The 23,089-nt window shown below is 61.7% G+C and carries 22 protein-coding genes; 10 read left to right on the top strand and 12 right to left on the bottom strand.

The features are described from left to right. Positions 1 to 9: 9 nt before the first annotated feature. The 3 genes from WH87_RS12015 to WH87_RS12025 all read right to left on the bottom strand — a co-directional run bounded on the left by WH87_RS12015 (position 10) and on the right by WH87_RS12025 (position 2,978). Complete coding sequence (locus WH87_RS12015) at positions 10 to 1,059, bottom strand: NAD(P)H-dependent flavin oxidoreductase (protein WP_046137525.1); 1,050 nt, start codon at positions 1,057 to 1,059, stop codon at positions 10 to 12. 126 nt (positions 1,060 to 1,185) lie between these two features. Continuing rightward, the gene (locus WH87_RS19075; RefSeq protein ID WP_052726191.1) at positions 1,186 to 1,662 is read right to left on the bottom strand and encodes an ureidoglycolate lyase; all 477 of its coding nucleotides are present in this window, start codon (positions 1,660 to 1,662) and stop codon (positions 1,186 to 1,188) included. A gap of 11 nt (positions 1,663 to 1,673) precedes the next feature. Beyond that, entirely contained in the window at positions 1,674 to 2,978 is a 1,305-nt protein-coding gene (locus tag WH87_RS12025) for an aminotransferase class III-fold pyridoxal phosphate-dependent enzyme (protein WP_052726190.1), read from the bottom strand. Between the two features lie 146 nt (positions 2,979 to 3,124). On the opposite strand from WH87_RS12025, the gene WH87_RS12030 reads away from it, so the two are divergent. Then, positions 3,125 to 4,171, top strand: a complete 1,047-nt coding sequence (locus WH87_RS12030) for an amidohydrolase family protein (protein ID WP_046137524.1) — start codon at positions 3,125 to 3,127, stop codon at positions 4,169 to 4,171. Here WH87_RS12030 and WH87_RS12035 read toward each other — a convergent pair. The 8 genes from WH87_RS12035 to WH87_RS12070 all read right to left on the bottom strand — a co-directional run bounded on the left by WH87_RS12035 (position 4,168) and on the right by WH87_RS12070 (position 12,725). Beyond that, positions 4,168 to 5,061 carry a hypothetical protein gene (locus WH87_RS12035; RefSeq protein WP_046137523.1) on the bottom strand — a complete coding sequence of 298 codons (894 nt, stop codon included), beginning with the start codon at positions 5,059 to 5,061 and terminating at the stop codon, positions 4,168 to 4,170. The two genes, WH87_RS12030 and WH87_RS12035, sit on opposite strands and share 4 nt — an antisense overlap. A gap of 69 nt (positions 5,062 to 5,130) precedes the next feature. Then, on the bottom strand, positions 5,131 to 6,060 hold the full coding sequence (locus tag WH87_RS12040; RefSeq protein WP_046137522.1) for a dihydrodipicolinate synthase family protein: 930 nt from the start codon (positions 6,058 to 6,060) through the stop codon (positions 5,131 to 5,133). 23 nt (positions 6,061 to 6,083) lie between these two features. Further along, positions 6,084 to 7,130 (bottom strand): ABC transporter ATP-binding protein, encoded by a 1,047-nt coding sequence (locus WH87_RS12045; protein ID WP_046137521.1) that lies wholly within the window; start codon positions 7,128 to 7,130, stop codon positions 6,084 to 6,086. Next, a complete protein-coding gene (locus tag WH87_RS12050) occupies positions 7,117 to 8,133 on the bottom strand; it encodes an ABC transporter ATP-binding protein (RefSeq protein ID WP_046137520.1) in 1,017 nt (338 codons plus the stop codon). Before WH87_RS12050 ends, WH87_RS12045 begins: the two co-directional genes overlap by 14 nt. A gap of 4 nt (positions 8,134 to 8,137) precedes the next feature. Then, on the bottom strand, positions 8,138 to 9,073 hold the full coding sequence (locus WH87_RS12055; protein WP_046137519.1) for an ABC transporter permease: 936 nt from the start codon (positions 9,071 to 9,073) through the stop codon (positions 8,138 to 8,140). Between the two features lie 5 nt (positions 9,074 to 9,078). Further along, complete coding sequence (locus tag WH87_RS12060; protein ID WP_046137518.1) at positions 9,079 to 10,041, bottom strand: ABC transporter permease; 963 nt, start codon at positions 10,039 to 10,041, stop codon at positions 9,079 to 9,081. Positions 10,042 to 10,115: 74 nt separating this feature from the next. Continuing rightward, positions 10,116 to 11,741 (bottom strand): ABC transporter substrate-binding protein, encoded by a 1,626-nt coding sequence (locus WH87_RS12065; RefSeq protein ID WP_046137517.1) that lies wholly within the window; start codon positions 11,739 to 11,741, stop codon positions 10,116 to 10,118. A gap of 114 nt (positions 11,742 to 11,855) precedes the next feature. Beyond that, complete coding sequence (locus tag WH87_RS12070) at positions 11,856 to 12,725, bottom strand: FCD domain-containing protein (RefSeq protein WP_082092664.1); 870 nt, start codon at positions 12,723 to 12,725, stop codon at positions 11,856 to 11,858. Between the two features lie 217 nt (positions 12,726 to 12,942). Between WH87_RS12070 and WH87_RS12075 the strand changes: the two genes are divergently transcribed. Genes WH87_RS12075 through WH87_RS12105 form a run of 7 tightly spaced genes read left to right on the top strand, consistent with a single transcriptional unit; the run spans position 12,943 to position 20,138 of the window. Continuing rightward, positions 12,943 to 13,950: a Gfo/Idh/MocA family protein gene (locus WH87_RS12075; RefSeq protein WP_046137516.1), complete on the top strand. Its 1,008-nt coding sequence runs from the start codon at positions 12,943 to 12,945 to the stop codon at positions 13,948 to 13,950. An 11-nt stretch (positions 13,951 to 13,961) separates the two neighbouring features. Further along, positions 13,962 to 14,738 (top strand): SDR family oxidoreductase, encoded by a 777-nt coding sequence (locus WH87_RS12080; RefSeq protein WP_052726188.1) that lies wholly within the window; start codon positions 13,962 to 13,964, stop codon positions 14,736 to 14,738. Between the two features lie 5 nt (positions 14,739 to 14,743). After that, a complete protein-coding gene (locus WH87_RS12085; RefSeq protein WP_046137514.1) occupies positions 14,744 to 15,706 on the top strand; it encodes a Gfo/Idh/MocA family oxidoreductase in 963 nt (320 codons plus the stop codon). A 2-nt stretch (positions 15,707 to 15,708) separates the two neighbouring features. Further along, a complete protein-coding gene (locus WH87_RS12090; RefSeq protein ID WP_046137513.1) occupies positions 15,709 to 16,494 on the top strand; it encodes an SDR family oxidoreductase in 786 nt (261 codons plus the stop codon). 20 nt (positions 16,495 to 16,514) lie between these two features. Next, a complete protein-coding gene (locus WH87_RS12095) occupies positions 16,515 to 17,327 on the top strand; it encodes an HpcH/HpaI aldolase family protein (RefSeq protein WP_046137512.1) in 813 nt (270 codons plus the stop codon). Between the two features lie 11 nt (positions 17,328 to 17,338). Then, a complete protein-coding gene (locus WH87_RS12100) occupies positions 17,339 to 18,619 on the top strand; it encodes an amino acid deaminase (protein ID WP_052726186.1) in 1,281 nt (426 codons plus the stop codon). Positions 18,620 to 18,641: 22 nt separating this feature from the next. Then, positions 18,642 to 20,138 (top strand): M81 family metallopeptidase, encoded by a 1,497-nt coding sequence (locus WH87_RS12105; protein ID WP_046137511.1) that lies wholly within the window; start codon positions 18,642 to 18,644, stop codon positions 20,136 to 20,138. A 98-nt stretch (positions 20,139 to 20,236) separates the two neighbouring features. Here the strand turns inward: WH87_RS12105 and WH87_RS12110 are convergent, their stop codons facing one another. Then, on the bottom strand, positions 20,237 to 21,013 hold the full coding sequence (locus WH87_RS12110; RefSeq protein ID WP_197410798.1) for a phytanoyl-CoA dioxygenase family protein: 777 nt from the start codon (positions 21,011 to 21,013) through the stop codon (positions 20,237 to 20,239). A gap of 227 nt (positions 21,014 to 21,240) precedes the next feature. On the opposite strand from WH87_RS12110, the gene WH87_RS12115 reads away from it, so the two are divergent. Together WH87_RS12115 and WH87_RS12120 are read left to right on the top strand one after the other, a co-directional pair. Then, positions 21,241 to 21,963: a helix-turn-helix transcriptional regulator gene (locus WH87_RS12115; protein WP_197410799.1), complete on the top strand. Its 723-nt coding sequence runs from the start codon at positions 21,241 to 21,243 to the stop codon at positions 21,961 to 21,963. A gap of 7 nt (positions 21,964 to 21,970) precedes the next feature. Further along, the gene (locus WH87_RS12120; protein ID WP_046137508.1) at positions 21,971 to 23,050 is read left to right on the top strand and encodes a sialidase family protein; all 1,080 of its coding nucleotides are present in this window, start codon (positions 21,971 to 21,973) and stop codon (positions 23,048 to 23,050) included. Positions 23,051 to 23,089 lie beyond the last annotated feature (39 nt).

Consider the following 23,089-nt stretch of genomic DNA (forward strand, 5'->3'; position numbering starts at 1 on the left):
GGAAGCGCCCTAATCGCTGTTCGCGTTAAGCTGGGCGGCGAGGCGCGCGACGATTTCGGCAGCGGGCAATGCCTCGGCACGCCCTACACCCGTGCCAGACCACTGCGCGCCATAACCACCCTCGCCGGCCGCCTTGGCCGCCTGATTGAGCGCCTTTCCGGCATCGTATGTCCGGGGATAATCCGGCGCGACGAGCCGCGTTTGTGCGCCCCATGCGGTAAAGCGATTGACCACGCAGCGCGCCGGGCGGCCCGAAATCGCTGTCGTCATGACAGTGGTATCAGCCCGGGCCATCGCCGCGCGGTAAAACGCGTCTGCGCTGCTCTCGGGTGACAGCACAAAAGCCGTGCCCAATTGTGCGGCGACCGCACCGGCATCGAGCGCCGCCCGGATATCGCGCCCGTCCATCAACCCACCGGCCGCGATGACCGGCAGCCGCGTCGTGTCCGTGAGCAGCCGCACCAGCGCAAGCGCGCCCAATTGTTCGTCGCGCGCATGGGGATCGAACATGCCGCGATGGCCACCGGCCTCATAGCCCTGCGCCACAATGGCATCGATGCCCGCCACCTCAATGGCACGGGCCTCTGCCAGATTTGTCGCCGTCGCCAGCAGGACGCAGCCGACATCCTTGAGGCGCGATATCACCGCGGCATCAGGCAGGCCGAAATGAAAGCTGACCACGGGCGGGGCGAGATCGACCAGCAGATCCTGCATGGCGCGGTCGTCGGCAAAGCTCTTGTAGATGGTCCGAAGATGCGTGGGCGGGCTGGCCTGATAGGCCGAAAACAGCGGCGCGAGGTCGTCCAGCCAGGCCGTCTCGCGCGCCGGATCGGCCAGCTCAGTGGCATGGACGAACACATTGACGTTGAACGCGCGCCCGGTCAGCTGCCGCGTCTCGGCGATCATGGCGCGGGCACCATCGCTATCGGTAGCGCCAATGCCGATCGAGCCAAGCGCGCCAGCATTGGACACCGAAGCGGCCATGGCCGGGGTCGACACACCCGCCATGGGGGCCTGGATGATCGGGAGGGCAATCCCGATCCGTTCGAGGAGCGTCATGAATTGCCTCCTGCAGATCAGATCGATTGACGGCAGCGATGAGATCACGGCTAGCCGCTTCTACGGCCCCACCCATAATCCCATCACCACCATTTGCAATCACCGATGCAGGTACACCGCCTTGGCTCAGATAGTGACGGCGATCGGCGTGTCGAGCTGATGGAGAATGCCGTCATCGCCAGCATCGGCCTTCCACATCACCATGCCGAATTCGGCTGGCTGATCAAACACAGTCAGACCGGCGTGCCAGACGTTGCGGCCAATGCAGATGGCATCTTCGGGACCTGCGACGAAGGCCTTGGCCCCAGACAGATTGGGCGAGCCATCGGCCGCCGTCGGCGCGACGAGAACCAGCCAGCGGCCCGCCGTGATAGGCAGGAAGCTCTGGGTGGAATGGGCATGCCGCTCCAGCGCCGACACGCTGATCACGCTGGCATCAACCGGGTTCGGGCACAGGATGGTGAAGGCGTGATGGCCGGGAACGTCGCCCTTTTCCAGCACCTCGGGCAACACGACCGCCTTGCGCTCGGGGGCGCGCAGCACGGTGGCGTAAGGCGCCAGCGCAGCAGCGGTCAGGGGGGCGGCTTTCAAGACGTAATTCATCGCAGGATTTCCTAGTTCAGGCGTTTGAAGCCGCTGTGGCAGACGGGGCCCTTGAGCAGGCTCATGACGTCGCGACCATTCTCGCATTCAGCGATGAGGCCAAAGACCGGGTCGAGCGCGTCGAAATAGCCGTCGACAATGTCGGGGGTGTGCTGGGTGCAGACATAGACGCTGTTGCCCGCAAGATAGCCCTTGGCTAGCATTTCCTGGGTGATCAGCGTCTTGTAGGCGAGCGCGTTGGGCCCGGCAAAACTAAAGCCGGTGAGCGCGGGCAGGCCAGCGGTGGTGATGGTCAGGCCATGCTTTGTGGCGAGCGTTTTCCAGCGCTCGGTGATGGCGCGGCCAGTCTGGGTGATGAACTCCCAGGACTGCTCCCGCTCCATTTCCTTGAGTGTCGCCAGCGCCGCCACCGACCCAATCCGCTCGGTCCAGAATGTGCTGCTGATAAAGGTATTCTGCGCGGCCTGCATGACCTCCCGCCGCCCGATGACGGCGGTCACCGCATAGCCATTGCCCAGCGCCTTGCCGAACACCGCCATATCGGGATCGACCCCGTAAAGCTTGTGCAGACCGCCAAAGCTCTGACGGAACCCGGAGGTGCATTCGTCGAAGATCAGCACGATGCCGTTGGCCGTGGCGAGGTCGCGCACCTTTTGCAGGAACGGGATCGATGGCTCGAAATTGCGCGACACTTCCATCATGATCACACCGATCTTGCCGGTAGCGATCAGGGTCTCAAGGCCCGCCGTGTCATTCGCGGCAAAGGGATAAACGCTGCCGCGTAGCGAGCGCGGCACGCCCTGCGGGTTGAGGCCGGGGAGCAGGTGACCAGCCAGGCTATCGTCTTCGCCCAGATTGCTGGCCAGATACCAGTCGTGCCAGCCGTGATAGCCGCAAATGGCCACGCCATCGCGACCGGACGCAGCGCGGGCAATACGCACGGCGACGGCGTCAGCCTCGCCACCGCTTCGGGCAAAACGCGCCATGTCGGCCCAGGGGTGCAGCTCGATCAGACGCTCGGCCAGCTCGACTTCTTCGGGAGCGTTGAGCGTCGACATGTTGCCGTCCGCGACGGTGCGCATCACCGCGGCATCCACCGCCGCATTGCCATAGCCCAGCGTATTGGCACCGACACCCATAATGGTCATGTCGATCAGCTCGACCCCGTCGAGGTCCCAGACGCGACAACCTTTTGACTTGCTGAAATAGGCTGGCCACTGCTCAGGCAGGAACATTTCCGGGCGCTTGGACAACAGCATATTGCCCCCCGGAATGAGTGTCTGCGCCTTGCGCCACAGGTCTTGCCCCTTACCCAAAATCTTCCTCCCAGAATGAGCTTGATTGACAACTTATATGGTTATCAGCGTAATATGATAGCCGTCAATTCATCGGTCTTTGGGGAGAGGCGGATGAGACGTTCACGACACCTGGTTATCCGTCCCCACCAGACAGGATTTCATTCGTGACCCACTACGCCCCCACCGACCTCGATACCCGCATCTGGACCGAAGAGCTCGACAGCTTTGTGCCGCAAAAGGTGTTCGATGTGCACACCCACATCTATCGCTGGGATTTCAATATCGACCCGGACAAGGCCACCGGCCCCTATCATGCGAGCATCGGGCGCTATTTCCCCGAGGTCAGCTGGGAAGTGGCGGACGCCTTTGACGCGGCGCTGATGCCGGGGCGGCAGGTGGACCGACTGGCCTTTCCATTCCCCTTCCCCCAGCCCTGCGATTTCACTGCGTCCAACGCCTATATCGCCGAGCAGACCGCCAAGGCCCCGACCTCGTCTGGCCTGATGCTGGTGCATCCGGGCATGAGCGATGCCGAGATCGAAACCACCATTCGTCGCCATGGCCTGATCGGCCTCAAGCCCTATCTGCTCTACGCCACCAATGGCGACCGCGCCGAAGCCGGGATCACCGACTTCCTGCCGGAGCGCCAGATCGCGTTGGCGAACCGGCTGGGGCTGCTGGTGATGATGCACGTGTCCAAGCGCCTCGCCATCAGCGACCCCGACAACATCTCCGAACTTCGCCGCCTCAGCGAGAAATACCCCAATGTGAAATGGATCCTGGCCCATTGCGCGCGCAGCTACTCCGCCTGGGCCATCGAGAAGGCAGCGACCAGTCTGCGTGGTCTGCCCAATATCTGGTACGACACCTCGACCGTGTGCGAGGCCGATGCACTGGACGCGCTATATACCGGCGTTGGCGTTGACCGCGTCATGTATGGCGGCGACGACATGATCGGCCCGACGCGGGGCAAATACATTGCCTTCGGCTATGCCTGGGCCTTCCTCTCGCCCGAAAACCACAGCCTGAGCCTGGGCCACTGCGACAGCCGGATGACCTATATCCGCTATGAGCAACTGCGCGCGATGAAGCGCGGTGCCCGCCAAATCGGCCTCAGCACGTCCCAGCGCGAAGCCCTGTTCTACGACACGGCCCGCAATCTGGTGGATCAGGTGCGGGCCGATGTCAGTACGGCGCTCAGTCGCGTCTAGGGCGCGACGAACCAGCGGATGGCGTGTCGGGTGCGGCTGCGCTCAAACTTGAGCGTATAGGGATTGCACAGCCAGCGCTCGACTTCGCCATCGGTACGGGCAACCAGCCAGCCAAAGTCCCAACCCTGGCTGGTATAGCGCAAGGGCATGTCGGGGCGCACGCGCACAACGGGGTGGGTGCCGGTGAGAAACAGCTTCTGCTCGGTGTAATAGTAGCAGGACCCGGCATGGACGAAGACTTCGTGCGCCAGCGGGGCATCCGGCGCCAGATCGGAGCAGAGACCGGCGATAGCCAGCTTGACCGGCAGCCCCTGCTTGAAGGCGTCCGTCAGATCGGAGAGCTCACCCGAGACAGCTCGTCCGGCGCTGTCATGGGCGAACACCTCCTGCCAGCGATCATTGACGAGAAAGCCATAACTGTCGAAGTCATAGATGAAGTTGCTGCTCGGCGCGTTGGTGCCCGCGTCCCAGCTATCGGCCTGGTGATAGCGCGGCATGGCGCTGTGATCATCGAGCGGCGACGGTCCCAGTGCACCATTGGCAGGCTGGCCATCCAGAAACGGACGAGCGATGGCCTGGTGGGCGTCCTGATTGTAGATGAAAAACGACATGGACGGGCGCGGGCCAAAGCCCGTCGGGATTTCCACCGGCATGCGGAGCGTCATGATCCCTGCCGACCATTGATCGTCCAGAAGCAGGGTCTGGCGAAACTCGGCTACCTCATCAACCAGCTCGGCGCTCGATGAGCTGGGATCGATATGTTCGTTGTGGCGGAAAGCCGTGCGCACGCGCAGATCGCCGCCGCGCCTGATGGCATCGGCCAGTGCAGACGCGCTGCCATTGCGCACGCTGCGGTCGCCATTCAGCGTCAGTGGATTGATAATGGGCATGCTCAGGTCCCCTCCCTCACGCCAGATTATGGAGCCACCGCCGACGGATCGGCGGTGGCAACGACAGGCTTACAGAGCGTCGAGGAACGCCACGCCGGTCAGACCGCGATCACGCTTGAGCCCACGGAAGTCTTCCTTGAGCTTGGCTTCGGACTCTGCGTCATAAAAATTGCCGAACGGCTTGCGGCAGTAGCCAGCATCGGCGCCGAGCCAGGCCATGCCGCGCTTGATGGCGGCGATTGGATTGCGGCTGAGCGAGAAGAAGATGATGGCGTTGGCCGTTTCCTGCAGGTCCTTGGCGCGCGCCATGTCGCCCGATTTGACGGCGTCATAGATGCCCAGGAACGTCTCGGGGATCAGGTTGTAGAACGAGCCGATAATGCCATCGGCACCGAACGACAGGCCCGACATCGCCATCTCGTCGGCACCCGAATAGATGATGAAATCCTTGCCGATTTCCGCCTTGATGCGCATGATTTCGAAATGCGTGGGGGCGGTATATTTGATGCCTTCCACGCCCTTGATCTCGGACAGGCGCTTGATCATGTCGAAGCCGAACAGACCTGCCAGCGGCACGTTGTAGGCGATCATCGGCAAGTTGGTGGAATTGGTGATGTCGGTGTAGTAGCCGATCACCTGATCCTGCGAGAAACCCCAATAGAACGGCGGCACTGAGGACAGCGCATCCGCACCTGCCTTTTCGGCGTGCTGCGCCAACTCGATGGACAAACGCGTGCTGATCGCGCCGATATGGGCGATCACCGGAATCCGGCCCTTGACCTGATCCACGACGACTTCGAGCGCACGCTTGCGCTCTTCGAGCGTCATCATGAACGCCTCGCCGGTGCTGCCGGTGAGATAGAGACCGTTGATGCCGCGCCCGATGAGGAACTCGACGATCGAGCGCATGCGCGCTTCGTCGAGATTTTCATTCTCGTCAAACGGGGTCACCAGCGCCGGGATGACGCCAGTTATTTCAGACAGCTTGAAGGCACACATATTGGCTCCGGGAACAGATAGGCTCAGGCCGAGATCGCCAGCGGCGCTGGCTCCATCTCGGGAAGATCGATGCGATGGCAGGAGGCAAAATGCTCATGACCATTGGTTTCGTAGCGCTTGAGCGGCGGCACGACGCTGCTGCACATCTCGATTGCCTTGGGGCAGCGCGGATGAAAGGGGCAACCGGACGGCGGGTTGACGGGGCTGGGAACGTCACCCTGCAGCACGATCCGGTCGGTCTTTTTATCGAGATCGGCCACCGGGATCGCCGATAGCAGAGCCTCGGTATAGGGGTGCAGATTGCCCTCGAAGAGATCTTCCGAACGGCACAGCTCAACCACGCGACCAAGATACATCACCGCGATACGGTCGCAGATATATTCGGTGACACTGAGATCGTGGGTGATGAACACATAGGTGAGGTTTTTCTCACGCTTCAGCTTCATCAACAGCTGCAACACCTGCGCCTGGATCGACACGTCGAGCGCACTCACAGCCTCGTCGCAGACGATCAGTTCTGGCTCGATGCTGAGCGCACGGGCGATGCCGATGCGCTGACGCTGGCCGCCCGAAAATTCATGCGGATAGCGATCCATATATTCGCGGCGCATGTTCACCGCTTCAAGCAGATCGCCGATGATCTTGCGACGTTCTTCGCGCGATTTGACCCCGTATTTCTTCAGCGGATCTTCGAGCGAACCAAAGATCGTAAAGGCCGGGTTGAGCGAGGAATGGGGGTCCTGAAAGACGATCTGCAGCCGCTTGCGGAACGGCACAAGGCCGGGATCATCCAGCTTGGTCAAATCGGTTTCTTCCGCTTCGGGTGAGCGATAGACGATCTCGCCATCGCTGGAACGCACCAGTTGCAGGATGGCCTTGCCCAATGTGGTCTTGCCGCAGCCGCTCTCGCCGACAAGGCCGAGCACTTCGCCGCGATAGATGTCGATATCGACGCCGTCGACCGCCTTGACGTGGCCGACGGTGCGCTTGAACACACCCTGCTTGACCGGAAAATGCGCCTTGACCCCGCGTAGCCGCAGGATGACGTCCTTGTCCTTACTCTGCTGCATGGCCCGAGAGCTCCTTATAGCGCCAGCACATGACCCGATGGGTCGGCGTGATGTGGGTTTCGGCGGGCATGGCCTCGCACTGGGCGGTGGCAAAGTCGCAGCGCGCCGCGAACTGGCACCCCTTGGGTCGATCATAGGGATCGGGCGTGGAGCCACGGATCGCCTGAATGTCCTGGTTCTTGCCCTTGCCGAGCACCGGCACCGAAGCCAGCAGCGCCCTGGTATAGGGGTGGGCCGGATTGCGCAGCACTTCGTCGACCGTGCCGGCTTCCACGATATTGCCCATATACATGACGGCCACATCGTCAGCGAGTTCGGCCACCACACCCATATCGTGGGTGATCAGCATGATGCCGGTGCCATGCTCGCGCTTGAGCTTGTCCATCAGCTCAAAGATCTGCGCCTGAATGGTCACGTCGAGGGCCGTTGTCGGTTCGTCGGCGATCAGCACTTTGGGGCTGCAGGACATGGCCATGGCGATCATGGCGCGCTGGCGCATGCCGCCCGAGTACCGATGAGGAAAGTCGTTGACGCGCTTTTCGGGCATCGAAATACCCATCTCGCGCAGCAGGTCCACGGCCTTCTCATGCGCCTTCTTGCGCCCGAGATTGGTGTGGTATTTGAGGCTTTCCTTGATCTGAAAGCCCACCGAATAGACCGGGTTCAGCGCGGTCATCGGGTCCTGGAAGATCATGGCGATCTCGGACCCGCGAATGCGCCGCATGTCCCGACCATTGCGCTCCAGCGCGTGCAAGGGAATGTCCCCGTCCTCGCTGTGATAGATGATCTCGCCTTCCTCGATCCGCGACAGGCGCGGCAAAAGCTGCATGATGGTCGCCGCCGTCACGCTCTTGCCGCAGCCGCTTTCCCCGACGATGCACAGCGTCTTGCCCTTTTTGATATCGAAGGAGACGCCGTTGATCGCCCGGTTGCAGCGATTGTTGGTGTAGAAAAAGGTCTTGAGATCCCTGACGCTGATGGCGACGTCTTGCGTGTCGGTCATGTCATTATCCTTGCTGTGTCGGGTCGGTCGCATCGCGCAACCCGTCGCCGATGAAATTGACGCTCAGCACGAACAGCGAAATCACCGTTCCGACAGGCAGCCAGATCCACCAATTGTTCTGCAGCACGCGCAGGTCCTGCGCGACATTGAGGATGTTGCCCCAGGTCGGCAGCGACAGCGGCACGCCAAGCCCGAGGAACGACAGCCCGGCTTCCTGCAGGATGAAGGCCGCCGTGCTGAGCGTAATGTTGACCATGATCGGGCCCAGAGCGTTGGGCAGCATGTGCTTGTAGGCAATCAGCGGGCGGCTGAGCCCGAAGCTGCGCAGGGCCAGCACATATTCCTCTTCACGCAGGCTCAGCATGCGGGCACGCGACAGACGATAAATACCGCCCCAGCCGGTGAGGGTGAAGATGATGATCAGGTTGAGCAGCGACTGGCCCAGGATCGACACCAGCAGCAGCACCAGAATGATCTGCGGGAAGGCCATGAAGATTTCCGAGACGCGCATCGCCAGCGCATCGAGCCAACCGCCGACATAGCCGGTGTAAACCCCGATCACCACGCCAAGCGCCGCCGACAGGATAGCGCTGCCGAGCCCGACAAGGATCGAGATGCGGCCGCCATAGAGCACGCGGGCGAACAGGTCGCGCCCGGTGCGGTCCGTACCGAACCAATGCTCCCAGGATGGCGCCTGCAGGATCGCCCGCAGGTCGATCTTTTGCGGGTCATAGGGCGTCAGCAGCGGCGCACAGATCGACGCCAGCACGATGATCGTGAAGATGATCAGCCCGATCAGCGCGAGCCTGTTGTTCTTGAACTTGTTGAAGAAGCGCGAGCCGCCAGCGGAGCGGGCAAGACCGGCCTCTTCAAGGGCGCGGATCTTGTCGAACTGGCTATCGAGGCGGGTGCGTTTGGCGAGTTTGATATTGGTGGTCATGCTGATCAGTCTCCCAGCCGGACGCGTGGATCGATAACGGCGGTCAGCACGTCAACGATGAGGCTGGCGACGAGCACGGTCATCACCGAGAGCAAAGCGATGGTCATCACCACGGGATAATCCTGGCCACGCACCGCCGAGATGAACTCGTTGCCGATGCCGGGCCACTGGAACACCTGCTCGATGATCACCGAACCGCCGAGCAGAACCGGCAGGCGGAAGCCGATCAGCACGACCACCGGGGTCAACGCGACGCGGAACCCGTGCAGCAGATTGACCCGCCACTCCGGAATGCCCTTGCTGCGGGCGGTCTTGATGAAATCCTTGCTGAGCGCATCGAGCATGGAGGAGCGCGCATAGCGCATCACGCCGGCCGTCAGCATGATCGAGAGCACCGAAGCGGGCATGATCAGATGCGGCAGGCGATCCCAGAACGTCACATAGCCCGGCATCATGCGGCCGCCGACCGGCAGCCAGCCAAGGTTGAGACCAAAAATCAGGATGGCCACGAGGCCGAAGAAAAACTCGGGCACCGAGACGCCCAGCATACCCACGACAGTGAGCGCGCTATCGGTCTTGCTGCCGCGCTTGAGCGCGCTGATGACGCCAAGCAGCGAACCCAGAATAGTCGAGAGCACAAGGGCCGCGACCGACAGCTCGAGCGTCGCCGGCAAACGGTCCGACAGGATGCGACCGATGGGCACGCCGCCGCTGGTGGAGTAGCCGAAATTGCCCTGCAACAGGCTAGACAGCCAAATCCAGAACCGCACGATGAACGGCTGGCCAAGGCCCAGCGCTTCGCGCATCTCTGCGAGCTGGGCGGGGTCCATGCTGCTGAGAGCATCTGGACTGATCATGAAGGAAACGGCATCACCCGGCGTCATTTCCAGTCCGAGATAGACCAGAAAACAGATCACCAAAGCCATGGGAATAAGGATCAGGACGCGCCTGATAATATAGGTCAGCATGAATACCTCGCTGGCGCGGTCCGACAGACGAGATGCCGCGCGCGCAGGCGCGGCATCTCCAGATTATCGAGCGATTATTTCGCCGGGTGCGGGAACTGGTTGATCCAGATCATGCGGGTGTACGGGATATCGATCGGCTTGACCGTCATGTAGCTGAGGCCTTCAAGGCCCGGCACGTCGCCAGCCGACTTGGTGTAGCCGAAGTCGGCCTTGCCAGCGGTCGCGTTCACCAGAAGGTTGCCGTCATTGTCGCCCGATGGACGTGCAATGATCTGCTCGATCTTGGGTGCACCACCATGATAGGCCGCAAAAGGCACCAGCGTGGTGTAGTCATTCATGCGCACTTCATCGATCATGAACGGACCCGAGCCGATTGGCTTCTGCCAGTATGCCGACTGCTGCAGTTCAACCGGATTGACGCCAGCAAACTGTGCCTTTGGCAGTGGTGCAAACTGGCTGAAGCTCAGCAGAACGTTCGGATCGATGTGATCGAACTTGAGCTTGACCGTATTGCCCTCGACAGAGACGCCCGAGACGTGATCGGCAGCGCCGGTCTGGAAAGCTTCAGAGCCGTCGATGGCCTTGAAGGTCGCCATCAGCACCGGATGGGTGATCGGGAACTTCAGCGCAGCTTCGATGCTCCAGGCCAGATCGTCGGCCGTCAGCGGTGTGCCGTCATGCCAGGTCAGGCCGTCCTTGAGCGTGAAGCTGACATCGAGGCCGTCTTCGCTGACCGAATAGCTCTCGGCCAGCTCACCGCCGATTGGCGTTAGGTTGCCATCAGCTTCAAGAACGGTGTCGAAGGCGAACTTGCTGTGCACCCAGATGCCAAGGTTCTGCCATGGCACTTCAAAGAACTGCGCTGGGGCAGCGTTGGTGTAGAGGACATTCTTGCCGTCCGCCGTCGGATCGACCGTCCAGTTCTGCACATCCCAGTTGTAGTTGTACTGCTCGTTGCCATAAGGCGCGCCGTTGCGGTGCAAACGGTTGCTCTCGTAGGTGTAGAGCTGCTGGTAGTAGAGCGGGATGATGTAGGCGTTCTTGTTGATGACGCGTTCCATCTGATGATAGCCCTCACGCTGGACTTCCGGGTCCGTCGTGCTGTTCACCTGGGCAACCAGATCGTTCATCTCAGGAACGTTTGGAATGGTCGGCATCAAGCCGTAACCGAACTGGTTGAAATATTCCTGCAGGGCCAGCGCAGCGCGGGCACCATAGAGGATATCCCACTTCACACCGGACGGACCGGCCACAGGATCGGCTGGCAGTGCTGTGATCTGTGGACCGACATCGCCTTCCAGCATGCGGTAGTTCATCGAAATACCCACGTCGGCCAGATAGGCCTGCATGGTCGCCATCAGGTCAGCGGTGCCCTGATCGGCGTAGTAATAGACAACGTCCAGCTCGCGGCTCGAATCCCAGCCGGCTTCGGCCAGAAGTTCACGCGCCTTGTCTGGATTGTAATCGTAGCGTTCCAGATCGTCTGGCTTGTTTGGTCCGTCTGGCAAGAGGCCGACGGCGCGAATGGCATTTCCCTCAAACAGCGTCTCGACAATCGTGTCCATGTCGATGGCGTAGGCGATAGCCTGACGCACGCGTGGATCAGAAAGCGGATTGCTGTTGATCGCCTGAGCCCAGGCACTCCCGATTGCAGTTGTCGACAGCAGCAGCGCCGTGCCGAGCATGAGCAATTTCTTCATTTTCGTTCCCCTTAATTGCATCAATTGTTTTCGTCTAACGCGATCCGCACCCCTCGCTGCGCAGACCCCGGACCAGCCCCAATGGCGCCGGAAATAAACCGATGAATTCCTCCCCTAGTCGCTCATTGAAGTTGTCGATGCGCGCCCGCCCACCGGGGTCAGCGCGTTGTGGACGTAAACCGTGTAATTGCGCGTCAGGTGACGGGTCAGCGCCGCAACAGCCGCATCGGCATCCTTGGCCACCAGCGCCTGCGTGATGGCCTTGTGCTCATCATTGATCCGCCGATTGTGCCCCTGCACATCCGGCGGCGCCGCCCTGCCCCGCATAAGGCGATCAACAAACGTGTCGTGCAATGCGACGAAAATCGGATTGCCAGGAATTTCGGCCAGCACACGGTGAAACAACACGTCGGCATTGCGGAACGCGGTGGCATCGTCGATGGCGGCATCGCCAGCCTCGATCGCCGCGATCAACCGCGCGATCTGCGCCGTTGTCACATGCTGGGCGGCATAGCGAACCATGCTGGTTTCCAGAAACAGCCGCGCTTGCTCAAGATGAGCCATGCCCTCGCCGTCGCGAAAGAAATAGCCCACAGCCTCAGCCGCGCCCGCCATCACATGCGACAAGGTCGGCGCCAGAACGCGCGGCCGAAACCCCTTCTGCTGCGAGATCAGGTTCATCGCCTCAAGCGTCGTCAGCGCTTCCCGCACAGCGGTCCGCCCGACGTTGAACCGGACGCATAGATCACGTTCCGATGGGATCATATCTCCCGGTTGCAGCACCCCGGAATGCACGTCTTCTGCAATGAGTCTTGCGATTTCAGCACCGTCGACCGCCGCCATGTCACCCTCCAGCGAAGTAGCGCCGGACTGTAACCACAGTCCACCATTTGGTGTCAAATTCCTATTTTTTGGTCGACCAAAAATAGAATCAACATCTCCAAAGGCTGTGAATCGTGGCGATGTGTGCGCCGCAATGCTCATGCTCAATCACCCTCCTTCACAGCCATTTTGCGCAAAGCCGACCAATCCGACTCGCCAGCAGAATTCAGTTCCCATAAACACGTGGACAGCAGACGTTTCTTCCCCAAAACTCCTGCCCGTGCCTTGTTGACACCCTAAGATATCTCATTAACATAACAACATACCTTTTAAAGGTGTCAAGCGGCAATCATCGGCCGTCTTGGAAGGGGGAGGGTTTATGCATAAGGTCTTGGTCATAGGCACCGGCGGTATCGGTAAGCGGCACCTGATCGGCTATTCGCAGACAGGTCGCGCGACGCTTTCGATTGTCGAGCCCGATCTGGGTCGACGCGGACAGGCGGTCGAGCAGTTCGAAATCGACCAAAGATTCGGCAAGCTTGAAGAGGCGGATCTGAGCCAGTTCGACCTGGCCGTCATCTGCGCGCCGGGCCATGTGCACGTGCCAATCATGCAGGCCTGCGCCAAGGCGCGCCTGCCCTTCATGGTGGAAAAGCCACTGTCGGTGACCATGGATGGCGTCGATGCCGCCCTCGCCGCCGTTGCCGAAACCGGCATTCTGGCGCGCGTTGGCTATATCCGCCGCGTCGCTCCTGAAGTGCTGGCGCTGCGCGAGCAGATTGCCGCCGGCAAGATCGGCGACCTGCGTCTGGCCTATCTCAATTCCAGCCAGGAATTCCCCAAATACCGCCCCGACTTCCAGCGCACCTATTATGCGCGCCCCGAAATGGGCGGCGGCGCCATTTTGGATGCGGCCAGTCACCTGTTCGACCTGCTGATCTGGCTGATGGGGCGTCCAGTCTCGGTCGCCGCCATGTATGACCGACTGGTTCTGCAGGGCACTGAGACCGAGGACACATGCCTGGTCACCATCCACTTTGAAAGCGGCGCCATGGCCAATGTGACGGTCAATCAGTTCCAGAAGCGCAATACCGCGCAATTCGAGTTCATCGGCACCGATGGCAATCTGATGCTGGAGCACTCCGTGTTGCAGTTCGGCGATACCGACGCCAAGGCCTGGGCCGAAAGCCGCGACTATATGGATGGACTGGTGCCCACCGAGGCCCATCAGGCGCGCTTCACCATTCAGGCCAATGCCATGCTCGACGCGCTCGAAGGCAAGCCATGCCATCTGGCGACGCTGGAAGAGGCGCGGCAGAACCTGCAGGTGGCTCTTGCCGCCAAGCAGTCATGGACCGACAAAACCATCGTCACCATTGCAGCCTAAGGGGGCAAACAGTGTTCGAACTCACAGGCAAAACCGTCCTAGTCGCAGGCGGCGCGGGCTTTCTGGGCACGCCGGTTTGCGAGGCCGTCGTCCGCCTCGGCGGCAGGGTGTTCATCGCGGACATCAATGAGGAGCGTTTGGAGCAGTCGCTGGCCACGGTCCGCGCCATTGCTGGCGCCGATAAGGCGGATGGCGCACGGCTTGATATTGGCGACGAGGCCTCGATCAGCGCAACCGTCGCAGCCTGCACCAAGGCCTTCGGCGTTTATGACGGCCTCGTCAACGCCACCTTCGGCTCCACCGGCAAGCGCTTTGACGATCTGACGGCGGAAGACTTCGACCGCACCAATCGCCTCAACCTGACCGGCTCGTTCCTGTTGGCCCGCCAGTCGGCCGCCCAGATGAGCGGGCCCGGCAGCATCGTCATGTATGCCTCGATGTATGGCGTGGTTGCCCCCAACCCCGCCAACTACCCCGAAGGCATGGCCCCCAACCCCATCGAATATGGTGCAGGCAAAGCCGGCATGATCCAGATGGTGCGCTATATGGCGGGCCATTTCGGTCCGCGCGGCATTCGGGTCAATGCGGTGGCCCCCGGTCCCTACCCGCACGCCGCGACCGTCGCTGGCTCCGACGAATTCAGCAACAATCTGCGCCGCGCCACCATGCTTGGCCGGTTGGGCGAGGCCCACGAAACGGCCGGCCCCGTCGCGTTCCTGCTGTCAGATGCGGCCAGTTACATCACTGGCCATGTTCTCAATGTCGATGGCGGCTGGACCGCGTGGTGAGTGAAATGAGCCGTTTCCCCCTGGGCGACAAAGAGCTGAAGCTGGGCATGCTGGGCATGGTGGAGGGCAATGGCCATCCCTTTTCCTGGAGCATCATTTTCAACGGCAGCTATGACCCTGATGCGCTGGCAAAATGCCCCTACCCGGCCATCAAGGACTATATCGGCAAGCAGCCGGCCTCGACGCTGGGCATTCCCGGCGCCAAGGTCACCCATGTCTGGACCGATAACCCCGCCGACGCCGTGTCGGTCGCTGCCGTCGCCAATATCCCCAATGTCGTAGCGCGCGCCGAAGACGTGATCGGCCATGTCGATGCCGTGCTGGTGGCCACCGACAAGGGGCACGAGCACGTCGAGCGCTGCCGCCCGTTTGTCGAAGCGGGCATTCCCATCTTCGTCGACAAACCGCTCTGCACCAGCGCGGAAGACCTCGCGACCTTTTCCAAGTGGGTTGACGAGGGCAAGGCCATCATCAGCTCGTCGGCCATGCGCTATTGCAAGGAGTTCGAGCCCTACCACAACGGCGCCACGCACGAATTCGGCGAGCTGCGCCATATCAGCATGACCATGGTCAAGAGCTGGGAAGCCTATGGCATCCACGCGCTCGAAGCGGTTTATCCCATTGTCGGACCCGGCTTTGTCTCGGTGCAGAACATTGGCGATGACAAGACCAATATCGTCCATCTGCGCCATCGCAGCGGCACCGAAATCACGCTGTCGGTGATCTCAGATCTCTATGGCGGGTTCGGACTGATGACGCTGGCCGGCACCCGTGCCAATGCCCAGCTCAAGTTCTTCGACAACTACTATTCGTTCAAGAAGCAGCTCGAGTCCTATGTCGGCTATCTGCGCACCGGCGTGCCGCCTGTGCCGTGGAGCGAGACGGTCGAGCTGATGCAGCTGGTGATTGCCGGCCTCGATAGCCGCGCCCAGGGCGGCGCCAAGATTTACCTCAACGAGAAGCACTGACCATGGCCGTCCTCGACACATTTTCCCTCAAGGGCAAGGTCGCCCTCGTCACCGGCGGCGCGGGTCTTTATGGCCGCCAGATCGTGGCTGCCCTGGCCGAAGCCGGTGCCACCACTTTCCTTGCCGCACGCGACCAGACCAAGCTCGAAGCCGTCGCCGCTGAAGAACGCGCTCTGGGTCGCGACGTGACAGCCCTGTCGCTCGACCTGTCGTCCGACGCCTCCATCGAGGCCCTGCACAAGACCGTCATCGAGCGTGCCGGTCGCGTCGATGTGCTGGTCAACAATGCCGTCACCCGTTCGGCCCTTTCCGGCTGGGGGCACGATCTCGACGCGTTCGACCAGAGCCTGCGCGTCAATGCCTCGGCCCTGTTCAAGATCACCCATCTGTTCGGCCAGACCATGCGCGCCCAGCGCTCGGGTTCGGTGATCAATATCGGCTCGATGATGGGCATGGTCGGCGTCGAAATGGCCAACTATGCCGGCACCGACATGACGCCTGACCCGTCCCCGATCTACCACTACGAGAAGGGCGGCATGGTCAATTTCACCCGTTGGGCCGCCAGTATCTTAGGCGCCGACAATGTGCGGGTGAACTGCCTGTCTCCCGGCGGCTTCTTCAACGGCCAGCCTGAGCAGTTCGTGAAGAACTACAACGCCCGCACCCAGCTCGGCCGCATGGCCAATGACACCGATCTCAAGGGCGCCATCGTCTTTCTGGCGTCAGACGCCTCCGCATACGTCACCGGCGTCAACCTGCCCATCGATGGCGGTTACACGGCCAAATAGTCTTTTCCGGAACAATCATCATGACCGACAAGCAAGCCTACTCCGCCACCCCCGCCACCAAATATCGCATGCGCCCCAGCCGTGTGCTGCGTACCATCGCTGCAGGTGGCGTGGCCAAGGTGCTCAAGCTCAATACCTATGACACCAAGGTCGCCGAGATTTTCGCGCAGTCCCAGCCGGACGCGCTGTGGCTCTGCATGGAACATACCTCGTCCAATTACGAGCAGATAGAAAACCAGATCCGCGCCGCCAAGATCTATGACGTCGACGCTGTCGTCCGTGTCGGTCGCGGCAGCTATAGCGACTATATCCGCAGCCTTGAGATGGACGCGGCCGGCCTAATCGTGCCGCATGTGATGAACGCTGCCGACGCCCTCGCGGTGCGCGATATGACCAAGTTCGCCCCGCTCGGCCGCCGCGCCGTCGATGGCGGCAATAACGACGCCCAGTTCACCCGCGTCGGCTTCCTCGACTATCTCGAGACCGCCAACAAGGAACGCTTCGTCTGCCACCAGATCGAAGACCCCGAGGCGCTCGACCAGATCGAAGCCATCGCCGAAATCGACGGCGTCGATTGCCTGTTCTTCGGCCCCGGCGACTATTCGGTGGCGCTGGGCATTCCCGGCCAGATCCAGGCGCCCGAGATTACCAAAGTGCGTGAACGCGTGGCCGAAGTCGCCCGCAAGCACGGCAAAATTGCCGCCACCGTCGCCGGCAAGGCCAACCTCAAGGACTATGTCTCGATGGGCTACAACATGCTCAGCGTCGGTGCCGACGTGGTGGCGCTCGCCACCTATGCCGACGACATGATGGCCGCGTTCGAGCAGATCTAGGACACTTCACGATGGACATTTCCAGCATTCGCCAAACCATTCTCGATGGCCGCACCAAGGGCATTCCGGGGACTACCGAACCCTTTGCCCTGGAGCAGATTGCCGAAAAAGGCTGGAATGTCCTGAACGAAGACCTGCCACTGCCGCTGATGGTGCTCAAGCGCTCTGCGCTTGACGCCAATGCACAGATTTTTGGCCGCTACCTGGCGGAACACGGCCTCTCCCTCGCACCCCACGGCAAGACGACGATGAGCCCGCAGCTGTTTGCCGAGCAATTGGCCAACGGCGCCTGGGGGTTGACCGCGGCGACGGTCAACCAGGTGCAGGTGATGCGCCACTATGGCGTGCCCCGTGTCGTGCTGGCCAACCAGCTGCTGGGCAAGACCCACCTCCACACCATCGATGCCGAGATCAACGCGGCAGACGATTTCAGCTTCTATTGCTTCGTGGATTCGGTTGCCCAGTTGCAGAATATGCAGCGCCATCTCGGCGGCGTACCGCTCCTGCGCCCCATCCGCCTTTTGATCGAGGTAGGGGCCGCTGGTGGCCGCACCGGACTGCGCACCAAGGCCGAAGCCGCCGCACTGGCTGAAGCCATCGGCAATGCCGACCAGAGCCAGTTCCGCTTTGCCGGCGTTGCCGCCTTTGAAGGCGTGGTGCCGGGCATCGACAAGACCCCGTCCCTGGTGAGCGACTTTGCCGACCTCGTCGTCGACATTGCCCGCGCCCTGCCCACCTCGCTCTATGCCGGGCTCGATGAGTTCCTGCTCAGCGGCGGCGGCTCCGCCTATTTCGATCTGGTTGCCGAGCGCTTCAAAAGCATCGACCTGAATGTGCCAGTGCGCGTGCTGCTGCGCAGCGGCTGCTACATCACCAATGACCATGGCAGCTATCAAAGCGCGCAGAACCAGGCGAAGGCCGATCCCAAGCGCTCGTGGAAATCCGACCTGATACCGGCACTTGAAGCCTGGGCCTATGTGCAATCGACGCCCGAGCCGGGCCTTGCCTTTCTCAGCATGGGCAAGCGCGACATTCCCTATGACGGCGGGCTGCCTGTGCCGCTCAAGCTCTATCGTCCAGGGGTTGGCTTCCTGCCTGTGGGGCAAGCCGAAATCTTCGCCACCAATGACCAGCATGCCTATGTGCGGCTGGGCGCCGACACAGACTGGCAGGTCGGTGACATGGTGGCTTCGGGTATTTCCCACCCCTGCACTGCCTTCGACAAATGGCGGTTCATCCCGGTAATCGACGACAATTATGCCGTGATCGACGGCGTGCTGACCTTCTTCTGATATCTCCAGCAAGGCGAATGCGGTGAGCAAGACTGTACTTTTCGGCGGACTCTTTCACGAGACCCACACTTTCCTGAGCCAGACCACGACCGTCGCCGATTTCGAGGCCGTGGCGCTGCATCGGGGGCAGGACGCGATCACGGCCAATCTTGGCAATGCCTCCCCCAGCGACGGCTTCCTGTCCTATGCGCTGGAACAGGGCTGGACCATCCTGCCCACAATCCAGATGGCGGCCATGCCCGGTGGCAAGGCTGCTGATGCGGCGGTCACATTGTTCCGCGACGCCTTCTTTGCCGGGCTGGCGCAGCATATGGACCAGCTCGACGGCATCTACCTGGTGCTGCACGGCGCCATGGTGAGCCAGAGCTCGGACGACGTCGAAGGTGAATTGCTGGCCGACATTCGGGCCGCTCTGCGCAAGGCCGGTCGCGATATCCCGGTTGTTGCCGTGCTCGATCTGCATGCCAATGTCTCCCACGCCATGGTCGACAACAGCACCGCCCTGCGCGCCTATCGCGAAAACCCGCATAGCGATGCCCGCGACGCTGCCGTCGCCGCCGCAGTACTGCTGGGCCAAAGCATGGATGGCCTCGCCATGGCGCAGGTGCACCTGCCGACACGCCACGTGCTGCCGCCAACCGGCGTTGGCTCGGCCAGCAATCCGATGAAGGCCGTGCTGGCCGCCGCCCGCGCCATTGAGGCCCGCGATCCCGCCATCCTCAATATCAATGTCATGGCGGGTTACGCCTATTCCGACATTGCCGATTGCGGCTTCAGCCTGTCCTGCGTCACCACGGGCGACATAGCAAAAGCCTCCACATACCTCAGCGATCTCGCCGCCCTGCTGGAAACCCACCTGGCGGAGGGCTATCCGCTGGAGGATGACCTCGCCACAGCGCTTAGGCGCGCAGATGCCCTGCCCGATGGGCGTGGACCGATCCTTTTGATCGAAGCCGCTGACAATATCGGCGGCGGCACACCCGGCGATGCGACGGGCGTGCTTGGACCCTTATTGGCAGCTGGCCGCATGGGCGTCATGGCGGCGATTGCCGACGAGGATGCCGTCAAAAGCTGTGTTGCAGCGGGCATCGGTGGCACGATTGATATCGCCATTGGCGCCAAGACCGACCGCCATCACGGCGAGCCGGTGCAGTTTCGCGGCATTGTGCGCAACCTGACAGATGGCCACTTCGAGCTTGAAAACCCGAAGTCGCACCTGGCCTCGATGGTCGGCACCCATGCCGATATGGGCCCCTGCGCCGTGATCGAAAACGAACAGGCTATCATCCTGCTCTCGACCCGAAAAATGCCGCCCATGGATATCGGGCAGCTGCATTCGCAGGGGATGAAACCCGCCGAGGCCAGCTACATCGTGGTCAAGGCCGCCGTGTCCCACCGCGATGCCTATGACCCGATCGCGCGGGCGAGCTTTTATGTCGACAGCCCGGGCCTGTGCACCAGCAATCTCAAGCGGCTGCCCTATTCCAAGCTCAACAATAAAAGCATCGCCCTCGATTGAGGTGACGGGAGGCCATAATGACGGAGCGCGGGGGGAGACGCGACGTAGAGCGAAGGGCACGACGACATGCACCGGCATGCCGTCGCGCCACGTGCCCGTCAGATCTTGTTGGCCGCCCGCAAATCCGCCTGCAGCTTGGCCTGATAGGCGGCCTTGGCCACCTCATCGACCTTGGCGCTGACTCCGAAATAAACAAAGCCCAACGCTCGCCGCGCCCGCGTTCTGGACTGGTTGGCGCCCGCCCAATGCACCGTCTTAGAGTGGTGCATCAGCAAGGTGCCGGCATCGCCCGGAAACGCCGCCGTATTGGCCTTGTCCTGCGCCGTGCCAAAATCGGTGATCCCCTGCGAAAAACCAAGGATTTCCGAGCGCCCATGCGGGCGATACCCCTCGGCCAGGTGCGAACCGGTCACGTAGTGGATGCAGCCGTTTTCCTCATCGACTGGCTCCAGTGCCAGCCAGCCCGTCACGGCGGCGGGCGGGTTGAAGTGGAAATAGTAGCCGTCCTGATGTGGCGGGGTGGGCTTGCCGATCCCGGCGGGCTTGTTGAAGTATTCCAGGTTGACCGCGCGCACTGGCTCACCCAGCGCCATTTCGGCCAGATCGTGGATTTCGGCGGCCTCCAGCAGCACGCGGAAATACTCGTCATAGGCCTGCATGTTCTGCATCTGCTTGAGCGAGGTTCGGTCCGCCTTGTCTTCGTAGAAGGCCTCGGTTTCCTTCATCTTCGGCAACGCCTCGATCAGGTAGCGGTCAAACTCCCGATTGATCTCGGCCATTTTGGCGGCATCGAACAGCGGGCGGATGGCGATGTAGCCGTCCCGGTCAAAATCCTGCTTCAGGCTGCTCATCGGCTTGGCCATGGATTGGCTCATCGTCTCTCTCCCTGTGCGCTGGCCTCCAAGGGCCTCACCCCATCAAAGGCCAAGCCAGACGCATCGTCTTGTGATGAGTACGACGCAAAACAAGGAATTCCGATTGGCGCGCCATCGGGACGATGGCCCCGCGCAACGAAGTCTGCTGGTGTCGCCGCATGACCCCGCTGCCCGGACCCGAGAGCATCATACTGAAGGAACACCGCCTCGGTCGGTTTGATCGACGCATGCCAATTGGGCCCGCCCAATGGGCGTTTCATGACCTTTTGTGGATTCACGAGGGCAGCGTCAGCCTCCACTTTGAGGGGCTGGAGCAAAGCCTTGTCCTGACAGCGCCAACCGGCGTGCTGATCCTGCCCGGCACAGCCTTTTCCGGTGGCGCGATCAAGAGCTATGCCACGGCATCGATCTGCCATTTCATCGCCGATCATCCGGCAGGACCCGGTTTTCTGGTGCCCAATCCCGGCGAGGAACTGCACATTCAAAACCTGCTGCGTCTGAGCCTGGAGCTGGCGCGAAAGCCGGACGAGGCCAATGCGATGCGGCGCAAGCGCCTGCTGCTTGCCATTCTCGATTGTTTCGGCCCGCCTTCAGCGGTGAGCCAGCCCGTGGCCTCCTCGCAGAACGAGCGCCTGGCGATGGCCTGGCAACAGGCCGATACGTCCCTGCGCAAAATGCGAACGCTCAGCGATGTGGCGGCCCTGATCGGCGTCCATGAAAGCGCCCTGCGCTCGATGCACCGCAATGTGCATCAGACTTCAGCCGGAACCTATCTGCGTGAGCTGCGCCTCAAGCGCGCCGAGGAGCTGTTGGCCACCACCGGCTATACCGTCAGGGAAGTCGCGCGGCTTGTCGGCTATGGCCACGCCGAAACACTCAATTCCGCTTTCCTGAAAAGTCGGGGCCGCACGCCCGGACAATTTCGACACTGGTCCAATCCCTTTGCCTGAGGACACTATGCGTCTGCTCGACACTGTTACTATCTACGCCAACCCTGCCCCACTGCTGGTCAGCCGGCAGGCGATGTTTCCGGGCCTCGTTCGTCTGGACAATGGCGAGCTGATCGCCATGTTTTCCATCGGCCAGGCCTTCGACGCCGCCGACACCCGCGCCCATGTCAGCCGCAGCACCGACAACGGAAAAACCTGGTCGGCTGCAACGCCGCTGCATGACGCGACAGGCGCGGCTCTGGAGTCAGAAACCTTCAAGCCGCTGCTGCTGGCCGATGGCACCATCCTCGCCACCGGCTATGTCTTTGTGCGGCCCGACGCGCTTACCCCCATCGTCGATCCCGAGACGCTCGAAGTCCTGCCACTGCACAACAAACACGCGCGTTCGACCGATGGCGGGCTGAGCTGGACCGTGCCGGAGCGCTTCGAAGTCGATGGCCGGGGCCTCGAGCTCTCTGGCCCCTGCATCCAGCTTGCCTCCGGCCGTATTATCGGCGCTGCGCCACCGTTTCACCTCGGCGCGGATGGGCATACCGGTTGGATCATCGCCAGCGATGATAATGGCCAGAGCTGGTACAAGCTCTCCGAGTTCTTCGCCTCCCCCGCCGGCAATGTCTCTGCCTGGGAAAGCCGACTTTGCGAGTATGCGCCAGGCAAGGTCGCGGTCCTGTTCTGGGCCTATGACAACGCCACGGGCACCAACCTCAACAATCACCTCGTCCTGTCCGATAATGGCGGGGCCTCCTTCGGCACAGCGATCGACACCGGCATTCACGGGCAGGCATCCAACCTCGTGCCGCTCGATGCTAACAGTCTGCTAACCATTCACGCCCATCGCGAACAGCCTGTGGGTCTCGTGGTCAGGCGCATCGCGCTGGGCGAAACCGGCATCGCCGTGCAGGAAACACTCGATCTGTTCTCCAATAATGCCATGGCCAGCAACAGCGCCGACATCGCCCAGCAGTTCGGCAGCCTCAAATTCGGCCAACCTTCCCTGCTGCCATTGGGCGGGGGCGAGTACCTCGCCGTCTGCTGGCAGCTCGAGAATTCTCAGCACATTATCAAAGGCTTCCGCCTTACACTTTGATTGCAAAGGCCCTGCGGGGCCGCAACATTCCGGACAGAA

This window comes from Devosia epidermidihirudinis, from assembly GCF_000971295.1.
Classification (GTDB): domain Bacteria; phylum Pseudomonadota; class Alphaproteobacteria; order Rhizobiales; family Devosiaceae; genus Devosia; species Devosia epidermidihirudinis.